21 protein-coding genes and 2 tRNA genes are annotated in these 25,990 nt (G+C 67.0%); 10 read left to right on the top strand and 13 right to left on the bottom strand.

Translation table 11 applies throughout. From position 1 onward, the window contains the following. Window positions 1-48 precede the first annotated feature (48 nt). Genes ACWDUN_RS13455 through pknB form a run of 6 tightly spaced genes read left to right on the top strand, consistent with a single transcriptional unit; the run spans window position 49 to window position 8,005 of the window. The gene (locus tag ACWDUN_RS13455) at window positions 49-516 is read left to right on the top strand and encodes an FHA domain-containing protein FhaB/FipA (RefSeq protein WP_449929309.1); all 468 of its coding nucleotides are present in this window, start codon (window positions 49-51) and stop codon (window positions 514-516) included. Then, window positions 513-2,045, top strand: a complete 1,533-nt coding sequence (locus ACWDUN_RS13450; protein ID WP_449929307.1) for a PP2C family protein-serine/threonine phosphatase — start codon at window positions 513-515, stop codon at window positions 2,043-2,045. Before ACWDUN_RS13455 ends, ACWDUN_RS13450 begins: the two co-directional genes overlap by 4 nt. Next, window positions 2,042-3,457 carry an FtsW/RodA/SpoVE family cell cycle protein gene (locus tag ACWDUN_RS13445; RefSeq protein WP_449929306.1) on the top strand — a complete coding sequence of 472 codons (1,416 nt, stop codon included), beginning with the start codon at window positions 2,042-2,044 and terminating at the stop codon, window positions 3,455-3,457. The genes ACWDUN_RS13450 and ACWDUN_RS13445 overlap by 4 nt, the downstream gene beginning before the upstream one ends. Next, on the top strand, window positions 3,454-4,929 hold the full coding sequence (pbpA, locus tag ACWDUN_RS13440) for a D,D-transpeptidase PbpA (protein ID WP_449929305.1): 1,476 nt from the start codon (window positions 3,454-3,456) through the stop codon (window positions 4,927-4,929). Before ACWDUN_RS13445 ends, pbpA begins: the two co-directional genes overlap by 4 nt. Further along, window positions 4,926-6,131 (top strand): protein kinase domain-containing protein, encoded by a 1,206-nt coding sequence (locus tag ACWDUN_RS13435; RefSeq protein ID WP_449929303.1) that lies wholly within the window; start codon window positions 4,926-4,928, stop codon window positions 6,129-6,131. The genes pbpA and ACWDUN_RS13435 overlap by 4 nt, the downstream gene beginning before the upstream one ends. After that, window positions 6,128-8,005, top strand: a complete 1,878-nt coding sequence (gene pknB, locus ACWDUN_RS13430; RefSeq protein WP_449929301.1) for a Stk1 family PASTA domain-containing Ser/Thr kinase — start codon at window positions 6,128-6,130, stop codon at window positions 8,003-8,005. Before ACWDUN_RS13435 ends, pknB begins: the two co-directional genes overlap by 4 nt. A gap of 5 nt (window positions 8,006-8,010) precedes the next feature. Here the strand turns inward: pknB and ACWDUN_RS13425 are convergent, their stop codons facing one another. Further along, complete coding sequence (locus tag ACWDUN_RS13425; protein ID WP_449929299.1) at window positions 8,011-8,670, bottom strand: aminodeoxychorismate/anthranilate synthase component II; 660 nt, start codon at window positions 8,668-8,670, stop codon at window positions 8,011-8,013. 30 nt (window positions 8,671-8,700) lie between these two features. Beyond that, a complete protein-coding gene (locus ACWDUN_RS13420) occupies window positions 8,701-9,483 on the bottom strand; it encodes a DUF881 domain-containing protein (protein ID WP_449929548.1) in 783 nt (260 codons plus the stop codon). Window positions 9,484-9,501: 18 nt separating this feature from the next. Between ACWDUN_RS13420 and crgA the strand changes: the two genes are divergently transcribed. Both crgA and ACWDUN_RS13410 read left to right on the top strand, forming a co-directional pair. Continuing rightward, on the top strand, window positions 9,502-9,783 hold the full coding sequence (gene crgA / locus ACWDUN_RS13415; RefSeq protein WP_447712060.1) for a cell division protein CrgA: 282 nt from the start codon (window positions 9,502-9,504) through the stop codon (window positions 9,781-9,783). A gap of 156 nt (window positions 9,784-9,939) precedes the next feature. Next, on the top strand, window positions 9,940-10,353 hold the full coding sequence (locus tag ACWDUN_RS13410) for a PH domain-containing protein (protein ID WP_449929297.1): 414 nt from the start codon (window positions 9,940-9,942) through the stop codon (window positions 10,351-10,353). 100 nt (window positions 10,354-10,453) lie between these two features. On the opposite strand, the gene ACWDUN_RS13405 is transcribed toward ACWDUN_RS13410, so the two are convergent. After that, window positions 10,454-10,990, bottom strand: a complete 537-nt coding sequence (locus ACWDUN_RS13405; RefSeq protein WP_449929546.1) for a peptidylprolyl isomerase — start codon at window positions 10,988-10,990, stop codon at window positions 10,454-10,456. Window positions 10,991-11,079: 89 nt separating this feature from the next. On the opposite strand from ACWDUN_RS13405, the gene cwsA reads away from it, so the two are divergent. Together cwsA and ACWDUN_RS13395 are read left to right on the top strand one after the other, a co-directional pair. Next, window positions 11,080-11,400 carry a cell wall synthesis protein CwsA gene (gene cwsA, locus ACWDUN_RS13400; protein ID WP_449929295.1) on the top strand — a complete coding sequence of 107 codons (321 nt, stop codon included), beginning with the start codon at window positions 11,080-11,082 and terminating at the stop codon, window positions 11,398-11,400. A gap of 90 nt (window positions 11,401-11,490) precedes the next feature. Then, complete coding sequence (locus ACWDUN_RS13395) at window positions 11,491-13,818, top strand: arylsulfatase (protein WP_449929293.1); 2,328 nt, start codon at window positions 11,491-11,493, stop codon at window positions 13,816-13,818. Here ACWDUN_RS13395 and ACWDUN_RS13390 read toward each other — a convergent pair. The 10 genes from ACWDUN_RS13390 to dnaN form a co-directional block, all read right to left on the bottom strand. Continuing rightward, window positions 13,815-14,714 (bottom strand): alpha/beta fold hydrolase, encoded by a 900-nt coding sequence (locus ACWDUN_RS13390; protein WP_449929291.1) that lies wholly within the window; start codon window positions 14,712-14,714, stop codon window positions 13,815-13,817. The two genes, ACWDUN_RS13395 and ACWDUN_RS13390, sit on opposite strands and share 4 nt — an antisense overlap. A 12-nt stretch (window positions 14,715-14,726) precedes the next feature. Further along, a tRNA-Ala gene (locus tag ACWDUN_RS13385) sits at window positions 14,727-14,799 on the bottom strand. 129 nt (window positions 14,800-14,928) lie between these two features. Continuing rightward, a tRNA-Ile gene (locus tag ACWDUN_RS13380) sits at window positions 14,929-15,002 on the bottom strand. 66 nt (window positions 15,003-15,068) lie between these two features. Then, entirely contained in the window at window positions 15,069-15,911 is an 843-nt protein-coding gene (locus ACWDUN_RS13375) for a DUF3566 domain-containing protein (protein WP_449929289.1), read from the bottom strand. A 40-nt stretch (window positions 15,912-15,951) separates the two neighbouring features. After that, a complete protein-coding gene (gene gyrA / locus ACWDUN_RS13370) occupies window positions 15,952-19,758 on the bottom strand; it encodes an intein-containing DNA gyrase subunit A (RefSeq protein ID WP_449929287.1) in 3,807 nt (1,268 codons plus the stop codon). A gap of 28 nt (window positions 19,759-19,786) precedes the next feature. Beyond that, window positions 19,787-21,814, bottom strand: coding sequence for a DNA topoisomerase (ATP-hydrolyzing) subunit B (gene gyrB / locus ACWDUN_RS13365; protein WP_449929285.1), 2,028 nt, complete (start codon window positions 21,812-21,814; stop codon window positions 19,787-19,789). A 286-nt stretch (window positions 21,815-22,100) separates the two neighbouring features. Continuing rightward, the gene (locus ACWDUN_RS13360; RefSeq protein WP_449929284.1) at window positions 22,101-22,661 is read right to left on the bottom strand and encodes a DUF721 family protein; all 561 of its coding nucleotides are present in this window, start codon (window positions 22,659-22,661) and stop codon (window positions 22,101-22,103) included. Beyond that, entirely contained in the window at window positions 22,658-23,818 is a 1,161-nt protein-coding gene (recF, locus tag ACWDUN_RS13355) for a DNA replication/repair protein RecF (RefSeq protein WP_449929282.1), read from the bottom strand. Before recF ends, ACWDUN_RS13360 begins: the two co-directional genes overlap by 4 nt. A 24-nt stretch (window positions 23,819-23,842) precedes the next feature. Further along, on the bottom strand, window positions 23,843-24,736 hold the full coding sequence (gene gnd / locus ACWDUN_RS13350) for a phosphogluconate dehydrogenase (NAD(+)-dependent, decarboxylating) (RefSeq protein WP_449929281.1): 894 nt from the start codon (window positions 24,734-24,736) through the stop codon (window positions 23,843-23,845). A gap of 21 nt (window positions 24,737-24,757) precedes the next feature. After that, on the bottom strand, window positions 24,758-25,957 hold the full coding sequence (gene dnaN, locus ACWDUN_RS13345; RefSeq protein ID WP_449929279.1) for a DNA polymerase III subunit beta: 1,200 nt from the start codon (window positions 25,955-25,957) through the stop codon (window positions 24,758-24,760). Window positions 25,958-25,990 lie beyond the last annotated feature (33 nt).

Below are 25,990 nucleotides of genomic sequence, written 5' to 3'. Positions count from 1 at the left end.
TCCCAGTATCGTGTCGGCGGTAGCTGAGCGCGTTGGAGAGGACGTCAGATGCAGGGGCTAGTACTGCAGCTGACCCGCGTCGGATTCCTGCTGCTGCTGTGGCTGTTCATCTGGTGGGTGCTGCGCATCCTGCGCACCGACATCTACGCCCCGACCGGCGCGGTCATGGTGCGTCGCGGCCTGGCGCTGCGCGGATCGCTGCTGCCCCGCGGCGATCGGCGCCATATCGCCAGACACATGGTGGTCACCGAGGGAGCCCTCGCCGGTACCCGCATCACGCTGGGCACCCAGCCGGTGCTCATCGGCCGCGCCGACGACTCCACGCTGGTGCTCACCGACGACTACGCATCGACACGGCACGCCAGGCTGTCACCACGGGGCTCGGAATGGTATGTCGAGGACCTAGGATCGACCAACGGTACATACCTTGACAGGGCGAAGGTGACTACGGCGGTAAGGGTTCCGATGGGGACGCCGGTACGGATCGGCAAGACGGTGATCGAGTTGCGCCCGTGACGCTCGTATTGCGATATGCGGCACGCAGCGACCGCGGACTGGTGCGCGCCAACAACGAGGATTCGGTGTACGCCGGCGCCCGGTTGTTGGCACTCGCCGACGGGATGGGTGGGCACGCCGCCGGTGAGGTGGCCTCGCAGCTGGTGATCGCCGCGCTGGCCCACCTCGATGATGACGAGCCCGGCGGCGATCTGCTCAACAAGCTCAATGTGGCGGTCCACGAAGGCAACTCGGCCATCGCCGCGCACGTGGAGGCCGACCCCGAACTGGAGGGCATGGGCACCACGCTCACGGCGATCCTGTTCGCCGGGGGCCGGATCGGTCTGGTGCACATCGGTGACTCCCGCGGCTACCTCATGCGCGACGGTGAGCTCACCCAGATCACCAAGGACGACACCTTCGTCCAGACCCTGGTCGACGAGGGCCGCATCACGGCCGAGGAGGCGCACAGCCACCCGCAGCGCTCGCTCATCATGAAGGCGCTCACCGGTCACGAGGTCGAGCCCACCTTGATCATGCGCGAGGCCCGCGTCGGCGACCGTTACCTGCTGTGTTCGGACGGCCTGTCCGACCCGGTCAGCCACGACACCATCGCCGAGGCGCTGCAGATCCCGGACGTCACCGACGCCGCCGACCGGCTGATCGAACTGGCATTGCGAGGCGGCGGACCCGACAACGTCACCGTCGTCGTCGCCGACGTCGTGGACTACGACTACGGGCAGACCCAGCCGATCCTGGCCGGCGCGGTATCGGGCGAGGACAACGACACCGCTCCCCCGAACACCGCGGCCGGGCGCGCCTCGGCCTTCAACCCGAAACGCAACCAGCCCAAAAGGGTTGTCACACAACCCGAGGAGCAACGCCCGCCCCGCTCCAAGCGCCGGATGTTGATCGCCGCAGTGGTGGTTCTTCTGGTAGTGGTGGCGGGGCTGACCATCGCCCGCGAGATCGTTCGCAACAACTATTACGTCAGTGAAGAGGACGGCACCGTCGCCATCATGCGCGGTGTTCAGGGCTCGTTTCTGGGCCTCTCCCTGCAGGAGCCTTTTCTGGTCGGGTGCCTGAACTCCCGAAATGAGTTGTCGCTGATCAGCTTTGGCCAGTCCACCGACGGCCTGGACTGCGAGTTGCTCGGCGTCGACGACATCCGTGAATCCGAACGCGCGCAGGTCGCCGCCGGTCTGCCCTCGGGCACCCTGGACGATGCGATCCGCCAGATCAACGAACTCTCGCGCACCTCGTTGCTGCCCATCTGCACGGTGCCCACCCGCACGGCCTCCCCCACGCCGACGCCCTCGCCCCGGCCGAGCCCCGCGCCGACCTCGCGTCCGCCCGCTCCGCCCACCCCGTCGGCAGCCCCCCGCCCGAGCACCCCGCCTCCCCCGGCCACCACCACCCGTCCCGGTGAGCCCGCGCCCGAGACACCACCGGCCCCGGCACCACCACGCTCCACGACACCGTCCCCCACCGTCACGGCTCTGCCGCCACCACCGCCGGAGCCGGGCACCAATTGCCGGACCGCGTCATGAGCACCGAACCTCAGTCACCGGTATCCGTCACCCCTGCACTGCCGAATCGGCGCAACTCCGAACTGGCCCTTCTGATTTTCGCCGCAGTCATCACGACCGTCGCCCTGCTGATCGTCGAGGCCAATCAGGAGCAGGGGCTCAGCTGGGATCTGGCCCAGTACCTGCTGGGCTATCTGGCGCTGTTCGGTGGCGCGCACGTGGCCATCCGCCGATTCGCGCCGTATGCCGATCCCCTGCTGCTGCCCGTGGTCGCGTTGCTGAATGGCTTGGGGCTGGTCATGATTCACCGCCTGGACCTGGCCCAGCGCGAGCTCAGTCAGGACGATGTCGGCGGTAACGCCGCCCAACAGATGTTGTGGACGCTGGTCGGCGTGGTGGCCTTCGCGGCCATGCTGGGGGTGCTGCGCGATCACCGGATGCTGGCCCGGTACGGCTACACCTGCGGACTGGTCGGCTTTGTGCTGCTGGTGATTCCGGCGCTGCTGCCGGCGCGCTACTCCGAGCAGTACGGTGCCAAGATCTGGATCCGCTTCGAAGGCTTCTCGATCCAGCCCGCCGAGTTCTCCAAGATCCTGCTGCTGATCTTCTTCTCCGCGGTACTGGTGTCCAAACGGGAGCTGTTCACCAATGCCGGCAAGCACGTCCTGGGCGTCGACCTACCGCGGCCCCGCGACCTGGCCCCGCTGCTGGTCGCCTGGATCGCCTCGGTCGGTGTGATGGTGTTCGAAAAGGATTTGGGCACTTCACTTCTGTTGTATGCATCGTTTCTGGTGCTGCTGTATGTGGCCACCGGTCGGCTGGCCTGGGTCGTCATCGGATTGGGCCTGTTCGCGGTCGGCAGCCTGATCGCCTATCAACTCTTCGGGCATGTGCGGGTGCGCGTGCAGAACTGGCTGGATCCGTTCGCCGACCCCGACGGTGCCGGCTACCAGATGGTGCAGTCGCTGTTCAGCTTCGCCACCGGCGGTATCTTCGGCACCGGTCTGGGCAATGGACAGCCCGGCACCGTGCCTGCCGCCTCCACCGATTTCATCATCGCCGCGATCGGCGAGGAACTCGGATTGGTCGGTCTGGCAGGCGTTCTCATGCTCTACACCATTCTGATCACCCGGGGTCTGCGCACCGCGGTCGCGGTGCGCGACAGCTTCGGCAAGCTGATGGCCGCCGGTCTGGCCTCGACGCTGGCGATCCAGCTGTTCATCGTCGTCGGCGGTGTCACCAAGTTGATCCCGCTGACCGGGCTGACCACGCCCTGGATGTCCTACGGCGGTTCCTCGCTGCTGGCCAACTATGTGCTGCTGGCAATCCTGGTGCGCATCTCGCACGCCGCGCGCCGCCCGATCGGGCCCACCACCGGCCCGAACCCCGGCCCCATCGCTGCCGCGTCCACCGAGGTGATCGGGAAGGCATGAACACCTCGCTGCGCCGACTCTCGGTCTGCTTCATGGCACTGGTGGTGCTGCTGCTGGCCAACGCCACGTTCACCCAGGTGTTCACCGCCGACCGCTACCGCACCGATCCGCGCAACCAGCGGGTGCTGCTCGACGAATACTCACGCCAGCGTGGACAGATCACCGCAGGCGGCGAGCTGCTGGCCTACTCGGTGTCCACCGACGGACGGTTCCGGTTCCTGCGCGTCTACCCGAAACCGGAGGCCTATGCACCGGTCACCGGCTTCTACTCGCTGGGCTACTCCAGCACCGGGCTGGAGCGCGCCGAGGACCCCGTGCTCAACGGCTCCGACGAGCGGCTCTTCGGCCGCCGGCTGGCCGACTTCTTCACCGGCCGCGACCCGCGCGGCGGCAATGTCGACACCACCGTGAAACCCGATGTCCAGGAAGCCGCCTGGGAGGCCATGGAAGAGGGCTGCGACGGCCCGTGCAAGGGCGCCGTGGTGGCACTGGAGCCGTCCACCGGCAAGATCCTGGCCATGGTGTCCGCGCCGTCCTACGACCCGAACCGGTTGGCCAGCCATGACGGCACCGTGCAGACCCGGGCCTGGGAGCAGCTGCGCGACGACGACAACGCCCCGCTGGTCAACCGCGCGATCGCCGAGACCTATCCCCCGGGTTCGACGTTCAAGGTCATCACCACCGCCGCCGCGCTGCAGGCCGGTGCCACGCCGGACAGCCAGCTGACCGCGGCCGCCCGCGTGCCGCTGCCCGACACCACCGCCACGCTGGAGAACTACGGCGGCGCGACATGCGGTGGCGGACCGACCGCACCGCTGCGCGAGGCGTTCGCCCGTTCCTGCAATACCGCATTCGTCGAACTCGGCCTCGACACGGGCGCCGACAAGCTCAAGGCGACGGCCCGGGCGTTCGGGCTGGACACGCCGCCGGTGTCCATTCCGCTGCAGGTGGCCGAGTCGACGGTGGGACCGATCAGTGATGCCGCCGCGCTGGGCATGTCCAGCATCGGCCAGCGTGACGTCGCGGTCACCCCGCTGCAGAATGCGATGGTGGCGGCGACCATCGCCAACGACGGCGTCACCATGTCGCCGTATCTGGTCGATACCCTCAAGGGACCGGACCTGTCCAATATCGCCACCACCGCTCCGAGCGAATTACGACGAGCGGTGTCACCGCAGGTCGCGGCTACACTTACCGATTTGATGGTCGGCGCCGAGCAGGTGACACAGCAGAAGGGAGCCATCGCCGGCGTGCAGATCGCATCCAAGACGGGCACCGCCGAGCACGGCACGGATCCCCGCAACACTCCGCCCCACGCGTGGTACATCGCCTTCGCGCCGGCACAAGCCCCGAAGGTGGCCGTTGCCGTGCTCGTGGAGAATGGCGGTGACCGATTGTCCGCCACCGGCGGCGCAGTGGCCGCCCCGATCGGGCGCGCCACCATCGCCGCCGCACTCCGGGAGGCATCATGACGGCCCGGGTGGGAGTGACGCTGTCGGGCCGCTACCGGCTGCAGCGACTCATCGCCACCGGCGGTATGGGACAGGTGTGGGAGGGACTCGACACCCGGCTCGGCCGTCAGGTCGCGATCAAGGTGCTCAAGGCCGAGTTCTCCGAGGACTCCGAGTTCGTGGACCGGTTCCGCGGTGAGGCGCGCACCGTTGCGATGCTCAACCATCCCGGTATCGCCAGCGTCTACGACTACGGCGAGACGGAGATGGACGCCGGTGAAGGCCGCACCGCCTATCTGGTGATGGAACTGGTCAACGGTGAGCCGCTGAACTCCGTGATCAAGCGCACCGGACGGCTGTCGCTGCGGCATGCCCTGGACATGCTGGAGCAGACCGGCCGGGCTTTGCAGGTCGCGCACACCGCGGGTCTGGTGCACCGCGACGTCAAGCCCGGCAACATCCTGATCACCCCGACCGGGCAGGTGAAGCTCACCGACTTCGGCATCGCCAAGGCGGTCGACGCAGCCCCGGTCACCCAGACCGGCATGGTGATGGGCACCGCCCAGTACATTGCGCCCGAGCAGGCGCTGGGCCGCGACGCGACCGCCGCCTCCGATGTGTATTCGCTCGGCGTCGTCGGCTACGAGTCGGTGTCGGGCAAGCGCCCGTTCACCGGCGACGGTGCCCTGACGGTGGCGATGAAGCACATCAAGGAGGCGCCGCCCCCGCTGCCGCCGGATCTGCCGCCCAATGTCCGTGAGCTCATCGAGATCACGCTGGCCAAGGAGCCCAATCACCGGTACCGCTCCGGTGGACCGTTCGCCGATGCCGTCGCGGCGGTCCGCGCCGGCCGGCGTCCCCCGCGGCCCAATTCGGCACCCACCATCGGGCGGGCCGCTCCCGCGGCGATCCCGTCGGTGACCCAGGCCCGTGCCGCGGCCGCCGCCGAATACCGCCCGCCGGCCACCACGTCGCGCCCGCGAGCCAACACCGGCAGCCACCGGCCGCCTCCACCGCGGCGCACCTTCTCGCCCGGACAGCGGGCGCTGCTGTGGGCGGCCGGAGTGCTCGGCGCGCTGGCCATCATCATCGCGGTGCTGATCGTGGTGAACGCACAGGACAAGCAGGACAATCAGGTGCAACCGGAGACGTCGACCAGCACCACGGTCATCGGTGTGCCGCCCGCCCCACCCCCCGGTGATGCCCCTAGCGAGAACCCGTGACCACCCCCCAGCACCTCTCGGACCGCTATGAACTCGGAGAAATCCTGGGTTTCGGTGGCATGTCCGAGGTCCACATCGCCCGGGACACCCGATTGCACCGGGACGTCGCGGTCAAGGTGCTGCGCGCCGACCTGGCCCGTGATCCCAGCTTCTACCTGCGGTTCCGGCGCGAGGCGCAGAACGCCGCTGCGCTGAACCACCCGGCCATCGTGGCGGTGTACGACACCGGTGAGGCCGAGACCCCCCACGGTCCGCTGCCCTACATCGTGATGGAGTACGTCGACGGGGTCACCCTGCGCGACATCGTGCACAGCGAGGGGCCGATCGAGCCACGGCGGGCGATCGAGATCATCGCCGACGCCTGCCAGGCGCTGAACTTCAGCCACCAGCACGGCATCATCCACCGCGATGTCAAACCGGCCAACATCATGATCAGCAAGTCCGGTGCGGTGAAGGTGATGGACTTCGGTATCGCCCGCGCGATCGCCGATGCCGGCAACAGCGTCACCCAGACGGCCGCGGTGATCGGCACCGCGCAGTATCTGTCTCCCGAGCAGGCCCGCGGCGAGAAGGTCGATGCCCGCTCCGATGTCTACTCGTTGGGCTGTGTTCTCTACGAAATCCTCACCGGTGAGCCACCTTTCGTCGGCGACTCCCCCGTCGCGGTGGCCTATCAGCATGTGCGCGAGGACCCGGCGCCGCCGTCCACACGGCACTCCGGGGTCTCCCCCGAACTCGACGCCGTGGTGCTCAAGGCGCTGTCGAAGAACCCGGAGAACCGGTATCAGAGCGCGGCGGAGATGCGCACCGACCTGATCCGGGTGCACAGCGGCGAGGCGCCCGAGGCGCCCAAGATCTTCACCGATGCCGAGCGCACCACCATGCTCACCAACGTGGCCGCCCCGCATGCGCGGGCGCTGCCCACCGAGCACATCCCGACGGCGGGCGGTTACCCGAACCGGTCGAACAACAGATCGGTGGGACGCTGGCTGGTGGCCGTAGCGGTGCTGGCGATCCTCACCGTCGTGGCGACCATCGCCATCAACACCCTGGGCAACAGTCCGCGGGATGTGCAGGTGCCCGATGTCGCCGGCCAGCCCTCCGCCGATGCGATTGCCACCCTGCAGAACCGGGGCTTCAAGACCCGTACCGAGTTGCGACCCGACTCGACCGTGCGCCCCGAGCGCGTCATCGGGACCGAGCCGGCCGCAGGCACCGAGGTCAGCGCCGGCGAGGACATCACCATCGTGGTGTCCACCGGTCCCGAGCAGCGCGCCGTCCCCGAGGTCAAGGGCATGACGCTGGCCCAGGCCACCAGTGAACTGCTCGACGCCGGATTCGGCCGTGTCCAGCCCTCGGAGTCCGAGTCCACCCCCGAGCTCAAGGGCAAGGTGCTGGGCACCAATCCGCCGGCGAATGCGACCTCGGCGATCACCAATGTCATCACCGTGATCGTGGGATCCGGTCCGGGCAGCGTCAACGTTCCCGACTGCGTCGGGCAGAGCGTCGAGGTGTGCCAGCAGCTGCTCACCGCGGCCGGCTTCACCAATGTGCTGCCCGTCGAGGTCGACAACACCGCACCGGCCGGACAGATCGTCGGCACCAATCCGGCCGCGGGCCAGCCCGCCCCCAAGGATGCCGTGGTGCAGATGCAGGTCTCCCGCGGCAACCAGTTCGTGATGCCCAACCTGACCGGGCAGTTCTGGGTGGACGCCGAACCCAATCTGCGGGCGCTGGGCTGGACGGGCGTGCTGATCAAGGGCGCCAACGTCGACAACAGCGGTCAGCGGACCAATGCCGTGGTGACGCAGAGCCCGGCACCGGGCACCGGGGTGGGCTACCGCGACTCGATCACGCTGAGCTTCGCGTCCTAGCTGTACTAGACCCGGGCGGTCGCCGCCCGCACCGCGTCGGCGACCTCGGTTTCCAGCTTCCGCACCAGCCCCTCATCGGGGGCCGCGCCGCAGAAGCCCAGCCAGTTGGCCAGCATGCGGTGCCCGCCCTCGGTGAGAATCGACTCCGGATGGAACTGCACCCCGTGGATCGGTAGTTCGGTGTGCCGCACGGCCATGATGACGCCGCTGTCGGTGTGGCCGGTGGCCTCCAGCACGCCGGGCAGAGTGTCCGGCAGGATGGTCAGCGAGTGGTACCGGGTGGCCGTGAAAGGGTCCGGAAGCCCGTGCAACACACCAGAATCCGAGTGATGCACGACGCTGGTCTTACCGTGCAGCAGTTCCGGCGCGCGGTCCACCGTGCCACCGAACGCCACCCCGATGGCCTGGTGGCCCAGGCAGACCCCGAGCAGCGGCGTGTTTGTCTGCGCGCTGGCGTGCACCAGGGGAATCGAGGCGCCGGCGCGCTCGGGCGTGCCGGGGCCGGGGGACAGCAGGATGCCGTCGAATTGGCGGGCGACCTCGGCCGGATCGGCCAGCCGGTCGTCGTCGTTGCGCCAGACCTGCGCGTCCACACCGAGCTGGCCCAGGTACTGGACCAGGTTGAACACGAAGCTGTCGTAATTGTCGACGACCAGAACCTGCATGCGATCAGGCTACTGCGCTGGGCATCTGCATCAGTAGCCGAGCGGGCCGGCCGCCTCGGCGTAGCGCATCCGCACCGGCGCCGGATACCCCGGCAGCTCGACTTGCTCGCGGACCTCTTCGGAGTAGCCGAGCTGGAACCGCAGCACGTACTGCTTGTAGAGGGTCACCAGGGGAGCGGCCGCCAGCGCGGCCTGCATGGCGGCCGGGTCACCGACCGCGGTGATGACGTAGGGCGGGCTGTAGGTGCGCCCGTTGAGCAGCAGGGTGTTGCCGACACACAACGGTGCCGATGTCGCGATGATCCGCTGGTCCTGCATCTGGACGCCCTCCGCCCCCGCGCTCCACAACGCGTTCAGGACCGCCTGGATGTCCTGCTGGTGCACCACCAGATCGTCGGGGGAGGCGTCGACGGGGTAGCGGCCGTCGGCGTCGCGCTGGGCGTCGTTGAGCGTGACGACCAGGCCGGGACCGCGCACCGGGTCCAGGCCCGCCTGTTCGGCCAGGGTGTCCGCGCGTCGGGTGATGGCGGCCAGCGCCGCGCCGGCACCGGGGGAGCCGCCGTGATGGCTCTCCAGCGCCGTGACGAAGGCATCGCGCCGGGCGGTCAGACGGTCGACGCCGGCACTGGCCTCGCGGACCAGGTCGACCAGACGGGGGGCATCGCTGCGGCGGATCTCGTCACCACCGGAGACCCCGTGGGTGGTGGACAACAACAGACCGGCGAACACGCACACGATCGGGACCCCGAAGCGCCACAGCGACCGTTTCGGGGTCGGCACTGCGTTAGGCTCAGAGTTCACCGCCTCGACCATCGTCTTCAAAGGTTAACCATGCCCAAGTCCAAAGTCCGCAAGAAGAACGACTTCACCATCAATCCGGTGAGCCGGACCCCGGTCAAGGTCAAGGCCGGCCCGTCGAGCGTGTGGTTCGTGGTGTTGTTCGTCGGCCTCATGCTTTTCGGTCTGTTCTGGCTGCTGGTGTTCCAGCTGGGCGCGACCGGCCTGAACGCGCCGACCTGGCTGGGGTGGATGGCCGATCTCGGTCCGTGGAACTACGCGATCGCGTTTGCCTTCATGATCACCGGGCTTTTGCTCACCATGCGGTGGCGCTGACGTGCTGCGCGCCTGCGGATGAGTTCATTTTCGTGCCGATGCGTTACCCGTCCCGCAACCTGTCCGTAACCCAATCACACCGTTGTGATTCATCCCCATTGGGGATAGCGTCTGTGGATAACTCCAAAGTCCCCGGTGAGACGGGGTGCTGAGGCCGTGCAGCAAACAAGTTGGGCACCCAAGACGGTAGGCATCGTCTGGATCGCCATCAGCGGTCTGGTCATGACGATTTTTGCTGTGACCGTGGTCACAGACTTCCCGGGTCGTGTTCTCGGCATCGTTGCCGGCCTGGGTTTGCTGTTGTTTGCAACGGTTTCTTGGCGCGCACGTCCCAAGCTGGCAATCACCGCCGAGGGTCTGCGGGTGCGCGGCTGGGTCAGTGATCGGCTGCTGTCGCGCGACGACATCACCCTGATCCGGATCACCGAGTTCCGTCGGCTGGCCCGTAAACAGCGCCTACTGGAGATCGACACGGCCGATGATCGGCTCTACGTGTTCACCCGCTGGGATCTGGGCAGCAATCCGGTCGAGGTTCTCGACGCCCTGACCGCCGCCGGCTATACCCGCTAGAAACGGCGAGCGTGCGTGTTTGCACCTCAACACGCCGCCACCGCACACAAGAAAACGCACGCTCACCGAATGATCGGTAAGCGTGCGCTTCAGGTGTGTGTCAGGAAATGGTGACGCTCTCGATCACCACGGGATCGGTCGGCCGGTCGGCACGATCGGTCGCGGTGGTGGCGATGGCGTCGACGACCTTCTGCGATTCCGCGTCGACGACCTCACCGAAGATGGTGTGCCGGCGGTTCAGGTGCGGCGTCGCGCCGACGGTGATGAAGAACTGCGAGCCGTTGGTGCCCGGCCCGGCGTTGGCCATCGCCAGCAGGTAGGGCTTGTCGAACTGCAGTTCCGGGTGGAACTCGTCGGCGAACTGGTAACCCGGGCCGCCGCGGCCGGTGCCGGTCGGGTCACCGCCCTGGATCATGAAGCCGTCGATCACGCGGTGGAAGACCGCGCCGTCATAGAAGGGGCCCGACGAACCGCCGGTGGCGTTCTCGGTGCTGTAGTCCTTGGTGCCCTGTGCCAGGCCGGTGAAGTTCGCAACCGTCTTGGGGGCATGGTTGCCGAACAGGGCGATCTTGATATCGCCGCGGTTGGTGTGCAGCGTCGCGGTGGCTGTCTGAATTGGGCTCGTCACGAAATTCAGTCTGCCACCCCGTCACGTACTGCCCATCACGGCCCCGCAGTTAGTGGCACGCTGTGGGGAAGTTCCGGACGTCACGAAAGAGGTGGGCCATGAGCACCAGGACCGACGAGAAGTTGACCCCCACCGAGCGGCTCAGTCGCGGCCTGCGCTACTCGGTCATCGGCCCGGTGGATGTCACCCGTGGCACCGTCGGGCTCGGTATGTCGTCGGCGGCGTCCGGCGCGTCGTGGCTGAGCCGTCGACTGCGCGCCGAGGAACCCGCGCCGCCCAAGCGCCGCCCGTGGCTCTACCTGCTCATCGGCGCCGGCGTGCTCGCCCTGGGAGGGGTGACATTCTCGATCGTGCGGCGATCGATGCGGCCCGAGCCGTCCACGCTGCCACCGAGTGTGGAGATCACCCCCAAACCCTGAAGCGCCGGTGAACACGGCGCGGATAGGCAGCCACGACGCTCGCCACGGTGTATCACTTATGGGATATAACGTGCGCTGAGAGGACCGTCGATGACCGATGACGTCGTGGCCGAGAAGCTATCCGACGGTGGCGTGCTGCCGTTCCCGCCGGTGCCGTCCGCAAGCATCGCGGGACGCACCCTCGCCGAGTCGACCTATGCGCAGCGACAGATCCCGCGTCGGCTGCATCCGGACACCCCCAATATCGTCATCGTCCTGATCGACGATGCCGGTCCGGGTCTGCCGACGGCCTTCGGTGGCGAGGTGACCACGTCGACGCTGGACCGGTTCTGTGCAGAGGGCGTGTCCTACAACCGCTTTCACACCACCGCCATGTGCTCGCCCACCCGGGCCTCGCTGCTGACCGGGCGCAATCACCACGAGATCGGCAACGGTCAGATCGCCGAACTGGCCAACGACTGGGACGGCTATTCGGGCAAGATCCCGCGGTCGGCGGCGACGGTCGCCGAGGTGCTCAAGCAGTACGGCTACGCCACCTCGGCCTTCGGCAAGTGGCACAACACGCCCGCCGAGGAGACCACCGCGGCGGGTCCGTTCGAGAACTGGCCCACCGGACTGGGTTTCGAGTACTTCTACGGGTTCCTGGCCGGTGAGGCGTCCCAGTACGAACCGCATCTGGTGCGCAACACGACCGTCGTCGCACCTCCGAAGACACCGGAGGAGGGCTACCACCTCTCCGAGGACCTGGCCGATGACGCGATCGGCTGGCTGCGCCGGCACAAGGCCTTCAACGCCGACAAGCCGTTCTTCATGTACTGGGCCAGCGGCTGCCTGCACGGCCCGCACCACATCATGAAGGAGTGGGCCGACAAGTACGCCGGCAAGTTCGACGACGGCTGGGACGCCTACCGGGAGCGGGTCTTCGCCCGCGCCAAGGACAAGGGCTGGATCCCGCGGGACTGCGAGCTGACCGAACGTGACGCCACATTGTCGGCCTGGGACGACATCCCCGAGGACGAGAAGCCGTTTCAGCGCCGCCTGATGGAGGTGGCCGCCGGGTACGCCGAGCATGTCGACGTCCAGGTCGGCCGGATCTCCGATGAACTCGACGCCCTGGGCTACGGGGAGAACACGCTGTTCTTCTACATCTGGGGTGACAACGGATCCTCCGGCGAGGGACAGAACGGCACCATCGCGGAACTGCTGGCGCAGAACGGGATTCCCACCACCGTGCGCCAACACATCGACGCACTCGATCAGCTCGGCGGCCTCGACGTGCTGGGTTCGCCGTTGGTGGACAACCAGTATCACGCCGGCTGGGCGTGGGCGGGCAGTACACCGTACAAGGGGATGAAGCTGCTGGCCTCGCACCTGGGCGGTACCCGCAACCCGCTGGCGCTACGCTGGCCGGCGAAGGTCGCCGCAGATCCGGTCCCCCGAGATGTGTTCCTGCACTGCACCGATATCGTCCCGACCATCTACGAGGTGGTGGGTATCGAACCACCGCACACGGTCGCCGGCGAGCAGCAGATGGCCATCGCCGGAGCAAGCTTCGCGCGCACCATGGCCGACCGGTCCGCCCCGGGCGGCAAGAAGACCCAATACTTCGAGATCATGGGAAGCCGGGCGATCTACGACGACGGTTGGCTGGCCTGCGCCCGCGGACCGCGGCTGCCATGGGTGCCCGGCGCGCCCGAGGGTATCGCGACGTGGACACCGGATCAGGACCGCTGGGAGCTGTACCACCTCGACGCGGACTGGTCACAGGCACACGATCTGGCCCATGACGAACCGGAGAAGCTGGCCCAGATGCGCGAGCTATTCGCCATCGAGGCCGCTCGCAATGCCGTGTTGCCCGTCGGCGGCGGGTTGTGGGTGCCCGTTTACCACCCGGAACTGCGGATCGCACCGCCCTACCGGGAGTGGACCTTTGCCGGGGACATGGTGCGGATGCCCGAGTTCTGCGCCCCCGCGCTGGGCAACAAGAACAACACCGTCACCATCGACGTCGACATCCCGGAGAACGGCAGCGGGGTGCTGTACGCGCTGGGCGGCGCGGCGGGCGGGCTGACGTGCTACCTGGACGGCGGATATCTCTGCTACGAGTACAACCTGTTCATCCTGATGCGGACCAAGATCCGGTCGGCACAGCCTTTGGCGGCCGGACGCCACATCATCGTCGTCGAGACGAACTATGCCGAGGTGCGACCCGGCGGACCGCTGGACATCACGCTGTCGGTGAACGGCTCCGAGGTCGCGTCGGGGCAGGTTCCGGTCAGCGCGCCACTGCTGTTCACCGCGAACGACTGTCTGGACATCGGCACCTGCCTCGGGTCACCGGTGTCGCTGGACTACCGCGAGCGGGCACCGTTCCCGTTCGAGGGGCATATCCACCAGGTGCACGTGGCGTATCACTAGCGCTGACTCAGCGCTGACGGCCCACACGTGCGAGTGACGGGCGCCGTCTCCGCAGTGTCAACGCAAGGGCCGAAACCCGCCACGTCGAGCACCAGTTCGGGGAGCCTCCACAACAGCGACCCGCCGACATCGTCCACCAGGTGCCGACGGGCGCCGAGACGGTTCGAGAGGATCGTCGCCTGATCGGGGGAGTGCGCGTCGTCATCGCGGCCGTACAGGACGGTGACCGGCACCCGCTGCTCGTAGAGCTCATCGGGCCACGGACACATGGCCAGCACGGTGTCGCGGGCGTAACCGGCTGCGCCGGAGGCGAAACCGTCGTGCAGCGCGGAACGGAACAGTTCCTTGAAGTCCGGTCGGTCATAGACGGGGGAGTCGGAGGCCGGGTATCCGGTCAGCACCATGCGAAAGAGTTCCTCGGCCCCGAAATCGCGCAGCTGCCGTTCCGCGGCATCCGGATCGGCCACCACATCGCGGACGAACAGCCGGTGCGGGGTGCCCAGCAGCGCGGTCGTCGGGGGATGGCCCAGGTCGTCGATGGGGGAGACCAGGACCACTGCGCGCACCATCGCGTGGCGGGCGAGCGCCAGACCGAATGGCGCGCCCTGTGAGTTCGCGAGCACCGTGACCGGATCGACCGTCACCGCCTTGATCAACTCGGAAACATCGGCGGCCACACTGGCGAGGGTCTTGTCCGGGTCGGCCGTCGAGGCGCCCAGGCCGGGCCGGTCCACCGAGATCAGCCGGACGCCTCTGGCGGCCAGCAGATCATCGTCGGCGAAATGCATCAGCCGGCCGCATCCGGCGCCGGGCAGAAAGATCAGGGGTGTGCCATCGGAGCTGCCGTACTCGCGGTAGGCGAGCAGGCGTCCGTCGCGCAGCGAAATGTTGGGCATGGCTATCGATTGTGGAGCCTAGGAGATTCGAACTCCTGACATCTGCCTTGCAAAGGCAGCGCTCTACCAACTGAGCTAAGGCCCCTTGCGGGGTTATGCGGGCTGGTCCTCGATGGTGTGCCAGATCTCGACACCGTGGCGGGACCGATACACGATCACCGCGATGGCGGCGATCGCGGCCACGAAAAACAGCTTCATGGTGCAAACCCTTCCGTGGGCCTAGGAGGACTCGAACCTCCGACCTCTTCGTTATCAGCGAAGCGCTCTAACCGCCTGAGCTATAGGCCCGTCTGACCAGTACGGCCGAGCGACGAGATTACCGTAAGCACTGCCCATCACCCAAACCGCGAGGATCTAATCCCGATCGGCCAGCGTGACCTCGACCCCGCCCACCAGATCGGTGATCAGGTTGTAGATGAACGCACCGGCGGTCGCCATCGCCGTCAACAACACGATGTTGACCAACCCGATCAGCGTGGCGCCACCGAAAATCGTTCCGCTGGAGATCAACTCGCCGCCGGCACCGGTGTCGCTGGTGAGCAGGTCACCCACATTGCTGTTCAGCTTCGTCCAGACACCCATGCCGCCGAGCACCAGGTAGAGGAACGCGACCGCGATCATCCAGACGAAGAACATCACACCGGACAGCACCAGCGACACCTTCAGCGTGCTCCACGGATCGATGCGCCGGATCTGCATGCTGGCCCGTACCGGGCCGTGGTGCTTCTTGCCCACCTGAACGCGCCCTGCCGGGGCCGGCGGGCGGCCCTCGGCCGGTGCCGGCGGCCGGCCCGGTCGCGACGCGGGGGCGGACAGGTCCGGAAGCTCGCTGGCGTAGTTCTCCGGTCGCTGGCCTTCGGGCCGGTCCGGCGTCCGGGCCTGTACCACCTCGGTATCACGGGTTTCGCGCGCCGGCTCGCGGGTCTCGCGCGTCGGCGTCACCGCGGTGCCGGACAGGAACTGGCCGACCTGGGCGGCGGTGCCGGGGGAGCGAGCCGGTGGCCGAGACGGCTCACCGGAGCGGACCGGCTCAGTCGGACGCTGCGGATTGGCGGCCCGAGCGGCCGGGCCACGCTGCCAGGGCGGCACCTCACTGTTCTCGGCGCCCTGCGCCCGGCGAGCGGGTGTCCCGCCGTCCGGTTGCGACGCGCCCTTGGGCCCGGGTGTCGGGTTGCCGGGCTCGTTCGGTGAGGTCACCTAGCGGCTCCTTGTCTCACGCCCTGGACGGGCTGCTGCGTCACGTTGCGTCGGTCTCATCACCATCGGGCTGGTCGCCGTCGTCGGCGGAGTCGGCGACGACCTCCGCCTCCTCGCTTGCTTCGGCGTTCCGCGCAATCGCAATCAGTGTGTCGCCCTCACCCAGGTTCATCAAGCGGACGCCCTTGGTCTGCCGACCCGCCTTGCGCACCTGCTGTGCCGCGGTCCGGATGACGCCTCCGCCCGAGGTGATGGCGTACAGCTCTGTCTCGTCGTCGACGATCAGCGCTCCCACCAGGTTGCCACGCTTGGCGTCGTACTGGATGGTGAGGATGCCCTTGCCGCCGCGGCCCTGCGCCGTGTACTCGTCGATGGCGGTGCGCTTGGCATAGCCACCCGACGTCGCCACCAGCAGGTACTTCTCGGGCTCGACGACGTTGAGCGACAGCAGCCGGTCATCGGCGTTGAACCGCATGCCCTGCACACCCGAGGTCGCCCGGCCCATCGGCCGCAGCGCCTCATCTGTGGCCGAGAACCGGATGGACTGACCCTTGGCGCTGACCAGCAGCAGATCGTCCTCGGCCGAGCACAGCACCGCACCCACCAGTTCGTCGCCGTCGCGCAGGTTCACCGCGACGATGCCGCCGGAGCGGTTGGAGTCGAAGTCGACCAGCTTGGACTTCTTGACCAGGCCGTTGCGAGTGGCCAGCACCAGGTACGGCGCATCTTCGTAGCCCTTGATCTGGATGACCTGGGCGATGCGCTCCTCGGGCTGGAAGGCCAGCAGGTTCGCCACGTGCTGGCCGCGCGCCGTACGCGAGGCCTCCGGGAGGTCATAGGCCTTCGCTCGGTACACCCGGCCCTGCGTGGTGAAGAACAGGATCCAGTCGTGCGTCGAGCACACGAAGAAGTGGTTGACGATGTCGTCCTGCTTGAGCCCTGCACCCTGCACGCCCTTACCGCCGCGCTTCTGGCTGCGGTAGAGGTCGGTCTTGGTGCGCTTGGCGTAGCCGGTCTCGGTGATCGTCACCACCACGTCCTCGCGGGCGATCAGGTCCTCGTCGCTGACCTCGCCGTCGGCCGGCATGATCCGCGTCCGCCGGTCGTCGCCGTACTTGTCGGCGATCTCCTTCAGTTCGTCGCGGACGATGGCGCGCTGGCGTTCCGGCTTGGCCAGGATGTCCTCGAGATCGGCGATCTCCGCCTCGATCTTGGCCAGATCATCGACGATGCGCTGACGTTCCAGGGCGGCCAGACGACGCAACTGCATGTCGAGGATGGCCTGGGCCTGGATCTCGTCGACGTCGAGCAACTCCATCAGACCGGTGCGCGCGACGTCGGCGCTCGCCGAGGCGCGGATCAACGCGATCACCTCGTCGAGTGCGTCCAGCGCCTTGACCAGACCGCGCAGGATGTGGGCCCGTTCGTTGGCCTTGCGCAGCCGGTAGCGGGTCCGCCGGATGATCACGTCGAGCTGATGCGCGACGTAGTAGCGGATCATCTGGTCCAGCCGCAGAGTGCGGGGCACGCCGTCGACGATCGACAGCATGTTGGCACCGAAGCTGGTCTGCAGCTGGGTGTGCTTGTAGAGGTTGTTCAGCACCACCTTGGCCACGGCATCGCGCTTGAGCTCCACGACGATTCGCAGACCCACGCGGTCGCTGGACTGATCCTCGATGTTCGAGATACCGGCCAGCTTGCCGTCGCGCACCTGCTCGGCGATCGAGGTGATGAAGTTGTCGTGGTTGACCTGATAGGGCAACTCGGTGATGACGATCGAGGTGCGGCCCCGGGAGTCCTCCTCGATCTCCACCACACCGCGCATCCGGATCGACCCGCGACCGGTGTTGTAGGTGTCCTGGATTCCCTGGGACCCGACGATCAGGCCATGGGTGGGGAAATCGGGGCCCTTGACCCGCTCGCAGACCGCCGCCAGGGTGGCCTCCTCGTCGGCCTCGTGGTTCTCCAGGCACCAGTACACGGCCTCGGCGAGCTCGCGCAGGTTGTGCGGCGGGATGTTGGTCGCCATGCCGACCGCGATACCGCCGGAACCGTTGGCCAACAGGTTCGGGAACCGGCTCGGCAGAACCGTCGGCTCCTGCACCCGGCCGTCATAGTTGGGAATGAAATCGACTGTCTCCTCGTCGATCTCGCGCAGCATCTCCATCGCCAGCGGAGTGAGCCGAGCCTCGGTGTTGTGGCTGACGAATCCGTTGGTGATGAAAGCGTGGTCGTCGGTCTGCACCCGCAGGCTGTAGACGGGTTGCACTCCCGCCTCGGTGACAGCGGCGACCTTTGCGTAGTAGAAGCGTCCGTCGGTGAGATCCGTTGCGATGGCCCGCACATCCGCATCGGCGACATGAGACAGGATCTCGGCGCCGCCGCTACGCCACCGCGACAGACGGTCGATGTTGTGCTTACGCAACCATTCCTTGTCGGTCCACCGACCGCCACCATGTTCGCGGATGAACGCAGCGAGGCCGGGAACGAGATCGCGGTCGAGCCCGCCGGCGATCGCAGGAAGGTCATCGAGGATCCCGCGCAATTTCTCCTGCTTCGCCCCGCCGAATCCGATTTGCGCAGCGAACATCTCAGCGTGTCCGCGATTGGTGACAACTACCTTGTGCTCACCCGTTGTATGCCGATATCGGTGCGAGATGACACCGAACTCGAGCAGCAACTGCTGGACGTCGACCGCGAGTTGGCGGCTGCGTGTCGAATACGAGATCTGCACCGTGTTGCGGGGCAAGCTCGAGCAGGAGCCATCGCCCTCGAACAGCGCCTGCAGAAACGCGCGTTTGACTCCGGTCGTCGCATTCCACATCCACTGCGGCACGCTCTTTTGAGCCGACCGCTGACTGCACAATTCGCCCAGGCGCGAGTTCTTGAGAGCCGAGACGTTGTGGATATCCAGCTCATGCAACAGCGAGCCGGACGCGATTGTCCGAGAGCAAAGGTACCGAGGTCCGCCGATGACGGCGTCGTACGCTGCGACCACCACATCGAAGAACTGCCGGTCCAGGTTGTTGAAGCCGGCTCGCGTGTCAGAGACGAACCCCTCGCTGATGAAAGCACCTGCCAGCAGGCCTTCCATCACGTCCTGCCAGTCATCGAATCCGAACTCGGTCGCAGGAGTGCGCTGAAGCGCGACGGTATCGCCCGGACGGATCTCCTCGATCAACTTCCACAGCAGGGTGGGGACACCTGCCACATCCACGAGACACAGCAACGGATGGTTGGACGTACCCGTCACCGAGAAGCCCTCGGCGGTGGTGACGGTGAACGTCTCGTGGTCGCCCGAGTGGAAGACACGATCCACCGCTGCAGGATTGCCGTGCCGGTCGAGGACCTTGAGATCGACCACGGCATCAGAGTTCGCACGCTGACCGGGCACGATGCTGTCGATGCGGACGGACTGTCCCAGCGGCAGGCGGACCATCGCATCACCGGTGACGCAGTAGCGCATCGCGGCCGGGGGATCGTTACCCGGCGAACCGAAGTTGCCCTGCCCGTCGACCAGTGGGTAGCGCAGCGACCACGGCTGGGCCATGCGGACCAGGGTGTCGTAGATCGAGGCGTCGCCGTGCGGGTGGTAGTTACCCATCGTCTCGGCTACCGAGCGTGCGGATTTCGCGTGACCGCGATCCGGACGGAACCCGGAGTCGTACATCGCGTACAGCACGCGGCGGTGCACCGGCTTGAGGCCGTCGCGGACCTCCGGCAGCGCACGACCGACGATGACGCTCATCGCATAGTCGATGTAACTGCGCTGCATCTCCTGCTGGATATCGACAGGTTCGATGCGGTCGCCGGCTTCGTCGCCTGGCGGCAGGGTGGTGTCAGTCATGTGGTTTCAGTCCTAAGCCGTCAGATGCTTAAACATCAAGGAAACGAACGTCTTTCGCATTACGGGTGATGAAGCTGCGGCGTGCCTCGACGTCCTCACCCATCAGAATGGAGAACAGCTCGTCGGCCGCCGCGGCGTCGTCGAGCGTGACCTGGCGCAGCACCCGGACCGAGGGATCCATGGTGGTCTCCCACAGCTCCTTGGCGTCCATCTCACCCAGACCCTTGTAGCGCTGGATACCGTCCTCGGCGTTGATCTTCTTACCCGCCGCCCGCCCTGCCTCGAGCAGACCGTCGCGTTCACGATCGGAGTAGGCGAACTCGGGCTCGCTGCGCTGCCACTTGAGCTTGTACAGCGGCGGCTGGGCCAGGAAGATGTGCCCGTTCTCCACAAGCGGTTTCATGAAACGGAACAGCAGGGTGAGCAGCAGGGTCGAAATGTGCTGACCGTCGACGTCGGCGTCGGCCATCAGCACGATCTTGTGATAGCGCAGCTTGGCGATGTCGAACTCGTCGTGGATACCGGTACCGAGCGCGGTGATGATCGCCTGGACCTCGGTGTTCTTCAGCACCCGGTCGATACGGGCCTTCTCGACATTGATGATCTTGCCGCGCAACGGCAGGATCGCCTGGAACATCGAGTCTCGACCACTCTTGGCCGAGCCGCCTGCGGAATCACCCTCCACCACGTACAGTTCGGACTTCTCCGGATCCGTGGAGCGGCAGTCGGCGAGCTTGCCGGGCAGTCCGCCGATGTCCGTGGCGCTCTTGCGCCGCACCAGCTCACGCGCTTTGCGCGCCGCGATGCGTGCCTGCGCCGACGAAACCGCCTTGTTCACCACGGTTTTGGCCTCGGCCGGGTTGGCGTCGAACCAGTGCTGCAGCTCCTCGTTGCAGATCTTCTGCACGAACGACTTGACCTCGGTGTTGCCGAGCTTGGTCTTGGTCTGACCCTCGAACTGCGGCTGGGACACCTTCACCGAGATGACCGCCGCCAAGCCCTCGCGGATATCGTCACCGGTGAGGTTGGGATCCTTGTCCTTGAGCAGCTTCTTGTCCTTGGCGTACTTGTTGACCACCGTGGTCAGGGCCGCGCGGAAACCCTCTTCGTGGGTACCACCCTCATGGGTGTTGATGGTGTTGGCAAAGGTGTGCACCGACTCGGAATAGCCGGCATTCCACTGCATCGCGATCTCGACCTCGTGGCCCTCACCCTTACCGTCGAAGTCGATGACGCTGGGCTGGATCGAAGTCTTGGTGCGGTTGATGTGCTTGACGAAATCGACCAGGCCGCCGGGGTAGTGGAACACCCGGTGCTTGACCTTCTGCGGCGCGGCATCCTCGGCCGCCTTCTCCTCGGCGGACTTCGGTGCCTCGGCGTGATCGCTGACGATCTCGTCGACGACCTCTTCGGCGGTGACCCGTTCGTCGGTCAACTCGATGGTCAACCCCTTGTTCAGGAAAGCCATCTCCTGCAGGCGCCGGGCGATGGTCTCGAAGTCATAGGTGGTGGTCTCGAAGATGTCGGGATCGGCCCAGAATCGGATGGTCGTCCCGGTCTTCTTCGAGGGCTCGCCCTTGCGTAGCGTCCCGGGCACCGACCGGTCGTAGGTCTGGTGCCACTCGAAACCGTCCTTGTGGATATCGGCCTCGAGCCGGGTCGACAGCGCGTTGACAACCGAGACGCCCACGCCGTGCAGACCGCCGGACACCTGATAGGCGCCCTCTTCGAACTTGCCGCCGGCGTGCAGCACCGTCATGACGACGTCGACGGTCGGGATGCCGGTCGCGTGCATGGCCACCGGGATACCGCGACCGTCATCGGTGACCTGGACACCGCCGTCGTCGAGGATGCGGACATCGACCTTGGTGGCGAACCCCGCCATCGCCTCATCGACGGCGTTGTCGACAACCTCCCAGATCAGGTGGTGTAGACCGCGCTCGCCGGTGGACCCGATGTACATGCCCGGTCGCTTGCGGACCGCTTCCAGGCCTTCGAGTACCTTGATCGAATCGGCGCCGTATTCGGCCGGAGCGTTCTTGTCTTGGGCAGCCACGTTGGACGCGTCTCCTTGGGGTTGCGCTGAGGCGGTTCCGTCACCGCCTGCAAAAGCTCCCCACAGTCTACCGCTAGGTACCGTCAGGACTGATTCTGCGGCGGCGTTTTCACCTATCTAACTGCGCCGTGCGCGGAATTTTCGGCCTATCCGAAAGTCAGGACGCTCAAGACGGCCGATTTCCGGCGTCTCGGCGGTCTCAGTGCACCGTCTCGAGCGTGCGCAAACTCCTGCCCGACGACGGCGTGTTGGGCAACAGACACGCACGGTCGCCGAGGAGGGGCGCTCAGCCGTAGGTGTCGCGCGGGCCGCGGCCGGGCACGTTGTACTTGCCCTTTCGCCACGACGGCGCCGTGGGCCCCTGGATCTTCAGCGAGGTCACCACCCCGTCGCCGACTGCGGCCGCGATCTTGGCCAGCAACTGGGCCTGGACCATCCGCAACTGGGTCGCCCATGCGGTCGACTCGGCCGACACCGTCAGCACGCCGTCACGCAACCCGACCGGCACCGCGTGATCGGCGATCTGCTCGCCGACCACCGTCGTCCACTGGCCGAGCACCGCACCCTCGGCGACCTGTCTGGTCCAGCCCCTGGTGCGGGCCAGGTCGCGGGTGGCCGCGCTGAACGTCTGGGGATCGCGTGCATCGGGTCCCGGACCGGACCAGCGGCGGCGGCCGGTGCCGGCGGCAGGCCGCGGGGCCGGGACCGAACGGCCCCGGCCGACATCCTTGCCCTGACTGCGCGCGGCGCCGCGGGCCTCCTCCAGCGCACGGCGCACCATGTCCATGCCGGGCAGGCCCTCGAGATGCTCGGGCGGGCCCTGTTCGTCGTCACGGTCCCCCGTCATGAGACCAGCTCCGAGATCCGCCCGGTGTCGGCATCACGCATGGTGACCTCGATACGGCGGACATCCCAGTCCGCGGGCAGGTCCTCGGGCACCGCCGCGGTGATCAGCACCTGCTCGGCCGAGGCGGCAACCTTGGCCAGCGCCTGCCGGCGCGCACTGTCCAGTTCGGCGAACACGTCGTCGAGCAGCAGCACCGGGTCGGTGCCCTCGGCACGCAGTAGTTCATAGGCGGCCAGGCGCAGACCCAGTGCCATTGACCATGATTCGCCGTGGCTGGCGAAACCCTTTGCCGGTTGATCCCCGAGGCGTAGCTCGAGATCATCGCGGTGTGGACCGACCAGACATACGCCACGTTCCAACTCGGCACTGCGCTTTCGGGCACATTCGGCGAGCAGAGCGGCCTCGTAGACGTCGGGATCCACCGTGGCGTGCGCGGCCTCGGCCTCGACGGTGTCCACACTGCTGCGGTACCGGATTGCGGCGGGTCGAGAGGCCGGCGCAAGTAGTTGATAGGCCTTCTCGACCTCGGGTCCGAGCTGGTTGACCAGATCGACACGTGCCGAAATCAGCTGTGCACCATGCGATGCCAAGTGTCCGTCCCACACCTCGAGGGTGTCCAGGACGCTGCTGTCCCCGCGGTGGCGGGCCGGACCGGCCGTCTTGAGCAGCGCGGTCCGCTGCCGCAGCACCTTGTCATAGTCGGCGCGCACCGCCGCGATCCGGGGGCGTCGGGAGGTGGCCACCTCATCCATGAAGCGTCGACGTTCGGCGGGGTCGCCGCGCACCAGGGCCAGATCCTCGGGCGCGAACAACACCGCGCGCAGCACCCCGAGTATCTCCCGCGGACTGCGCACCGGCGATCGGTTCAACCGGGCCTTGTTCGCGCGTCCGGTGGTGATCTCGAGATCGACCGCGAGTTCGCGGCCGTCGTTGGCGATGATCGTCGACACCACCGCCCGTTCGGCACCGGCTCTGATCAGCGGGGCGTCATTGGCCACCCGATGCGAACCCAGGGTCGCCGAATACCACAGCGCTTCAACCAGATTCGTCTTCCCGTAACCGTTGGGCGCCACGAACACGGTCTGTCCGGGGCCGAGCTCGAGGTCGACCCGCGGCCAAGATCGGAAGTCGGTCAGTGCCAGATGGCGAACGTACAAGAGCTATCCCACCAATTCCGGCCCTCAGCCGGACTCCGATATCCGCTTGACCGCATGTCCACCGAACTGGTTGCGCAGGGCGGCAACGGCTTTCATGGTGGGCGAATCGTCCTGTCGAGAGAGGAATCTCGCGAACAGGGAGGCGGCGATGCTGGGCACCGGCACCCGCAGCCGGATGGCCTCCTCCACCGTCCAGCGGCCCTCACCCGAATCATCGGTGTAGCCGGAGATGTTGGCCAGGCCCGGGTCTTCCTTGAGCGCCTTGGCCAGCAGTTGCTGCAACCATGACCGCACCACGGTGCCGTTGGTCCACGCCTGGTACACCGCTTGCGGGTCCTTGACCAGCTCCTCGGCGGCCAGCATCTCGTATCCCTCGGCATAGGCCGTCATCAGTGCATACTCGACGCCGTTGTGCACCATCTTGGTGAAGTGGCCGGCGCCCACGGGTCCGGCGTGCACGAATCCGTCGGCCTTCTCACCGGCCGGACGCAACGTGTCGAAGATCGGCATGGCGCGGTCGATATCGGCGTCACTGCCGCCGACCATCAGGCCGTAACCCTCGGTCAGCCCCCAGATACCGCCGGACACGCCCGCATCGATGAAGGAAATACCCTTGTCGCCCAGTAGTTTTGCGTGTGGGCCATCCTCGGTGTAGCGCGAGTTGCCGCCGTCGATGACGAGATCGCCCACCGAGAGCACGTCGGCGAGTTCGGCGATGGTCTGGCGGGTGATCTCACCGGAGGGCACCATCACCCACACCACACGCGGTCCGGTGAGCGCCTTTGTCAACGCCGCCAACGTCGGGACATCGGTGACTTCCGGACGCGGATCGTAACCGATCACCTCGTGGCCCCCGGCACGCAGGCGTTCCCGCATGTTGAAGCCCATCTTGCCCAGGCCGACCAAACCCAACTGCATAACGCGTCCCTCCTAGGCCGGTCAGCCCGGGAGCCGCACCGGCATCAACAAATAGACGTAATCGGTCTGCGCGGCCGGGAACGGGCCCGACGAACCGACCTCACCGTCATTGTCCCCTGCCGGGCGCAGGACCGCGGGACGGCTCGGTGTCGTGAACCCGAACGTCACGCGCTCCGAATGCAGCGAACCCAGTCCGTCGGTGAGATACGTCGGGTTGAAGGCGATGGTCAGCGGCTCACCGGCGAACTCCACCTGCAGGTCTTCCTCGGCGCGCCCGACATCGTCGGCGCCGGCCGACAATCGCAGGCCGTCGCCACTGAACTCCATGCGGACCTGGGCGCCGCGGTCGGCCACCAGGGCCACACGCTTGATCGCCTCGGTGAGCTCGGCCACGCCGACGGTCGCGATGGCGGTGTGCTCGGTGGGCAGCAGCTGGCGGAACTTCGGGAACTCGGCGTCGAGCAGCCGAGTGGTCGTGCGCTTGCCGTTGCTGCGGATACCGAGCAGGCCTTCCTTGCCGACCGAGGGTCCGGCGCCGAGTGCCAGATGCACCTCGGTGCCATCGGTACCGGTCTTGGCGGCCTCGGACAACGTCTTTGCCGGGACCAGGACCGCGGCCTCGACCCCTGCCGAATCGGTCGACCAGGTGAGCTCGCGGACCGCCAGCCGGAATCGGTCGGTGGCGGCCAAAACGACCTTGTCACCGGAAATTTCGACGCGGATGCCGGTCAACATGGGCAGCGTGTCGTCGCGACCTGCGGCGACGGCGACCTGACCGATCGCCTGCCCGAACAGATCAGCGGAGACCACCCCGGTCTCGTCCGGCAGGGCGGGCAGCGACGGGTAGTCCTCGACGGCCATCGTCGGCAACGAGAAACGTGCGCTGCCGCAGCTCAGCGACACCCGGGTGCCCTCGACCGTGACATCGACCGGTTTGGCCGGCAGCGACCTGGTGATATCGGACAACAGCCGACCCGACACCAAAACGCTTCCCGGAGAGGCGATTTCAGCTGCGACCCGGACCTCGGCCGAGGTCTCGTAGTCGTATCCGGAGATGGTCAGACCGTCGTCGGAGCCGGTGAGCAACACGCCGGCAAGGACCGGGACCGTGGGTCGGCTGGGCAGGCTGCGTGCGACCCAGGCGACGGCGTCGGCAAAATCCTCGCGCACCAGACGGAACTTCAAATCGGTGAGACCAACATTCGTCGTCACCACGTCCATATCGTCCCTTCGATCTACCGCGTCAACGCATCA

It is taken from the genome of Mycobacterium sp. NPDC003323, assembly GCF_053589535.1.
Note: the sequence above shows the minus strand (reverse complement) of the source record. Positions and strands in the feature narration are given on the sequence as shown.

Coding starts and splice junctions, on each gene's coding strand:
- ACWDUN_RS13455 (WP_449929309.1), top strand. CDS start 49: ATGCAGGGGCTAGTACTGCAGCTGACCCGCGTCGGATTCCTGCTGCTG.
- ACWDUN_RS13445 (WP_449929306.1), top strand. CDS start 2,042: ATGAGCACCGAACCTCAGTCACCGGTATCCGTCACCCCTGCACTGCCG.
- pbpA (WP_449929305.1), top strand. CDS start 3,454: ATGAACACCTCGCTGCGCCGACTCTCGGTCTGCTTCATGGCACTGGTG.
- ACWDUN_RS13435 (WP_449929303.1), top strand. CDS start 4,926: ATGACGGCCCGGGTGGGAGTGACGCTGTCGGGCCGCTACCGGCTGCAG.
- ACWDUN_RS13425 (WP_449929299.1), bottom strand. CDS start 8,670: ATGCAGGTTCTGGTCGTCGACAATTACGACAGCTTCGTGTTCAACCTG.
- ACWDUN_RS13420 (WP_449929548.1), bottom strand. CDS start 9,483: ATGGTCGAGGCGGTGAACTCTGAGCCTAACGCAGTGCCGACCCCGAAA.
- crgA (WP_447712060.1), top strand. CDS start 9,502: ATGCCCAAGTCCAAAGTCCGCAAGAAGAACGACTTCACCATCAATCCG.
- cwsA (WP_449929295.1), top strand. CDS start 11,080: ATGAGCACCAGGACCGACGAGAAGTTGACCCCCACCGAGCGGCTCAGT.
- ACWDUN_RS13395 (WP_449929293.1), top strand. CDS start 11,491: ATGACCGATGACGTCGTGGCCGAGAAGCTATCCGACGGTGGCGTGCTG.
- ACWDUN_RS13390 (WP_449929291.1), bottom strand. CDS start 14,714: ATGCCCAACATTTCGCTGCGCGACGGACGCCTGCTCGCCTACCGCGAG.
- gyrA (WP_449929287.1), bottom strand. CDS start 19,758: ATGACTGACACCACCCTGCCGCCAGGCGACGAAGCCGGCGACCGCATC.
- ACWDUN_RS13360 (WP_449929284.1), bottom strand. CDS start 22,661: ATGACGGGGGACCGTGACGACGAACAGGGCCCGCCCGAGCATCTCGAG.
- gnd (WP_449929281.1), bottom strand. CDS start 24,736: ATGCAGTTGGGTTTGGTCGGCCTGGGCAAGATGGGCTTCAACATGCGG.
- dnaN (WP_449929279.1), bottom strand. CDS start 25,957: ATGGACGTGGTGACGACGAATGTTGGTCTCACCGATTTGAAGTTCCGT.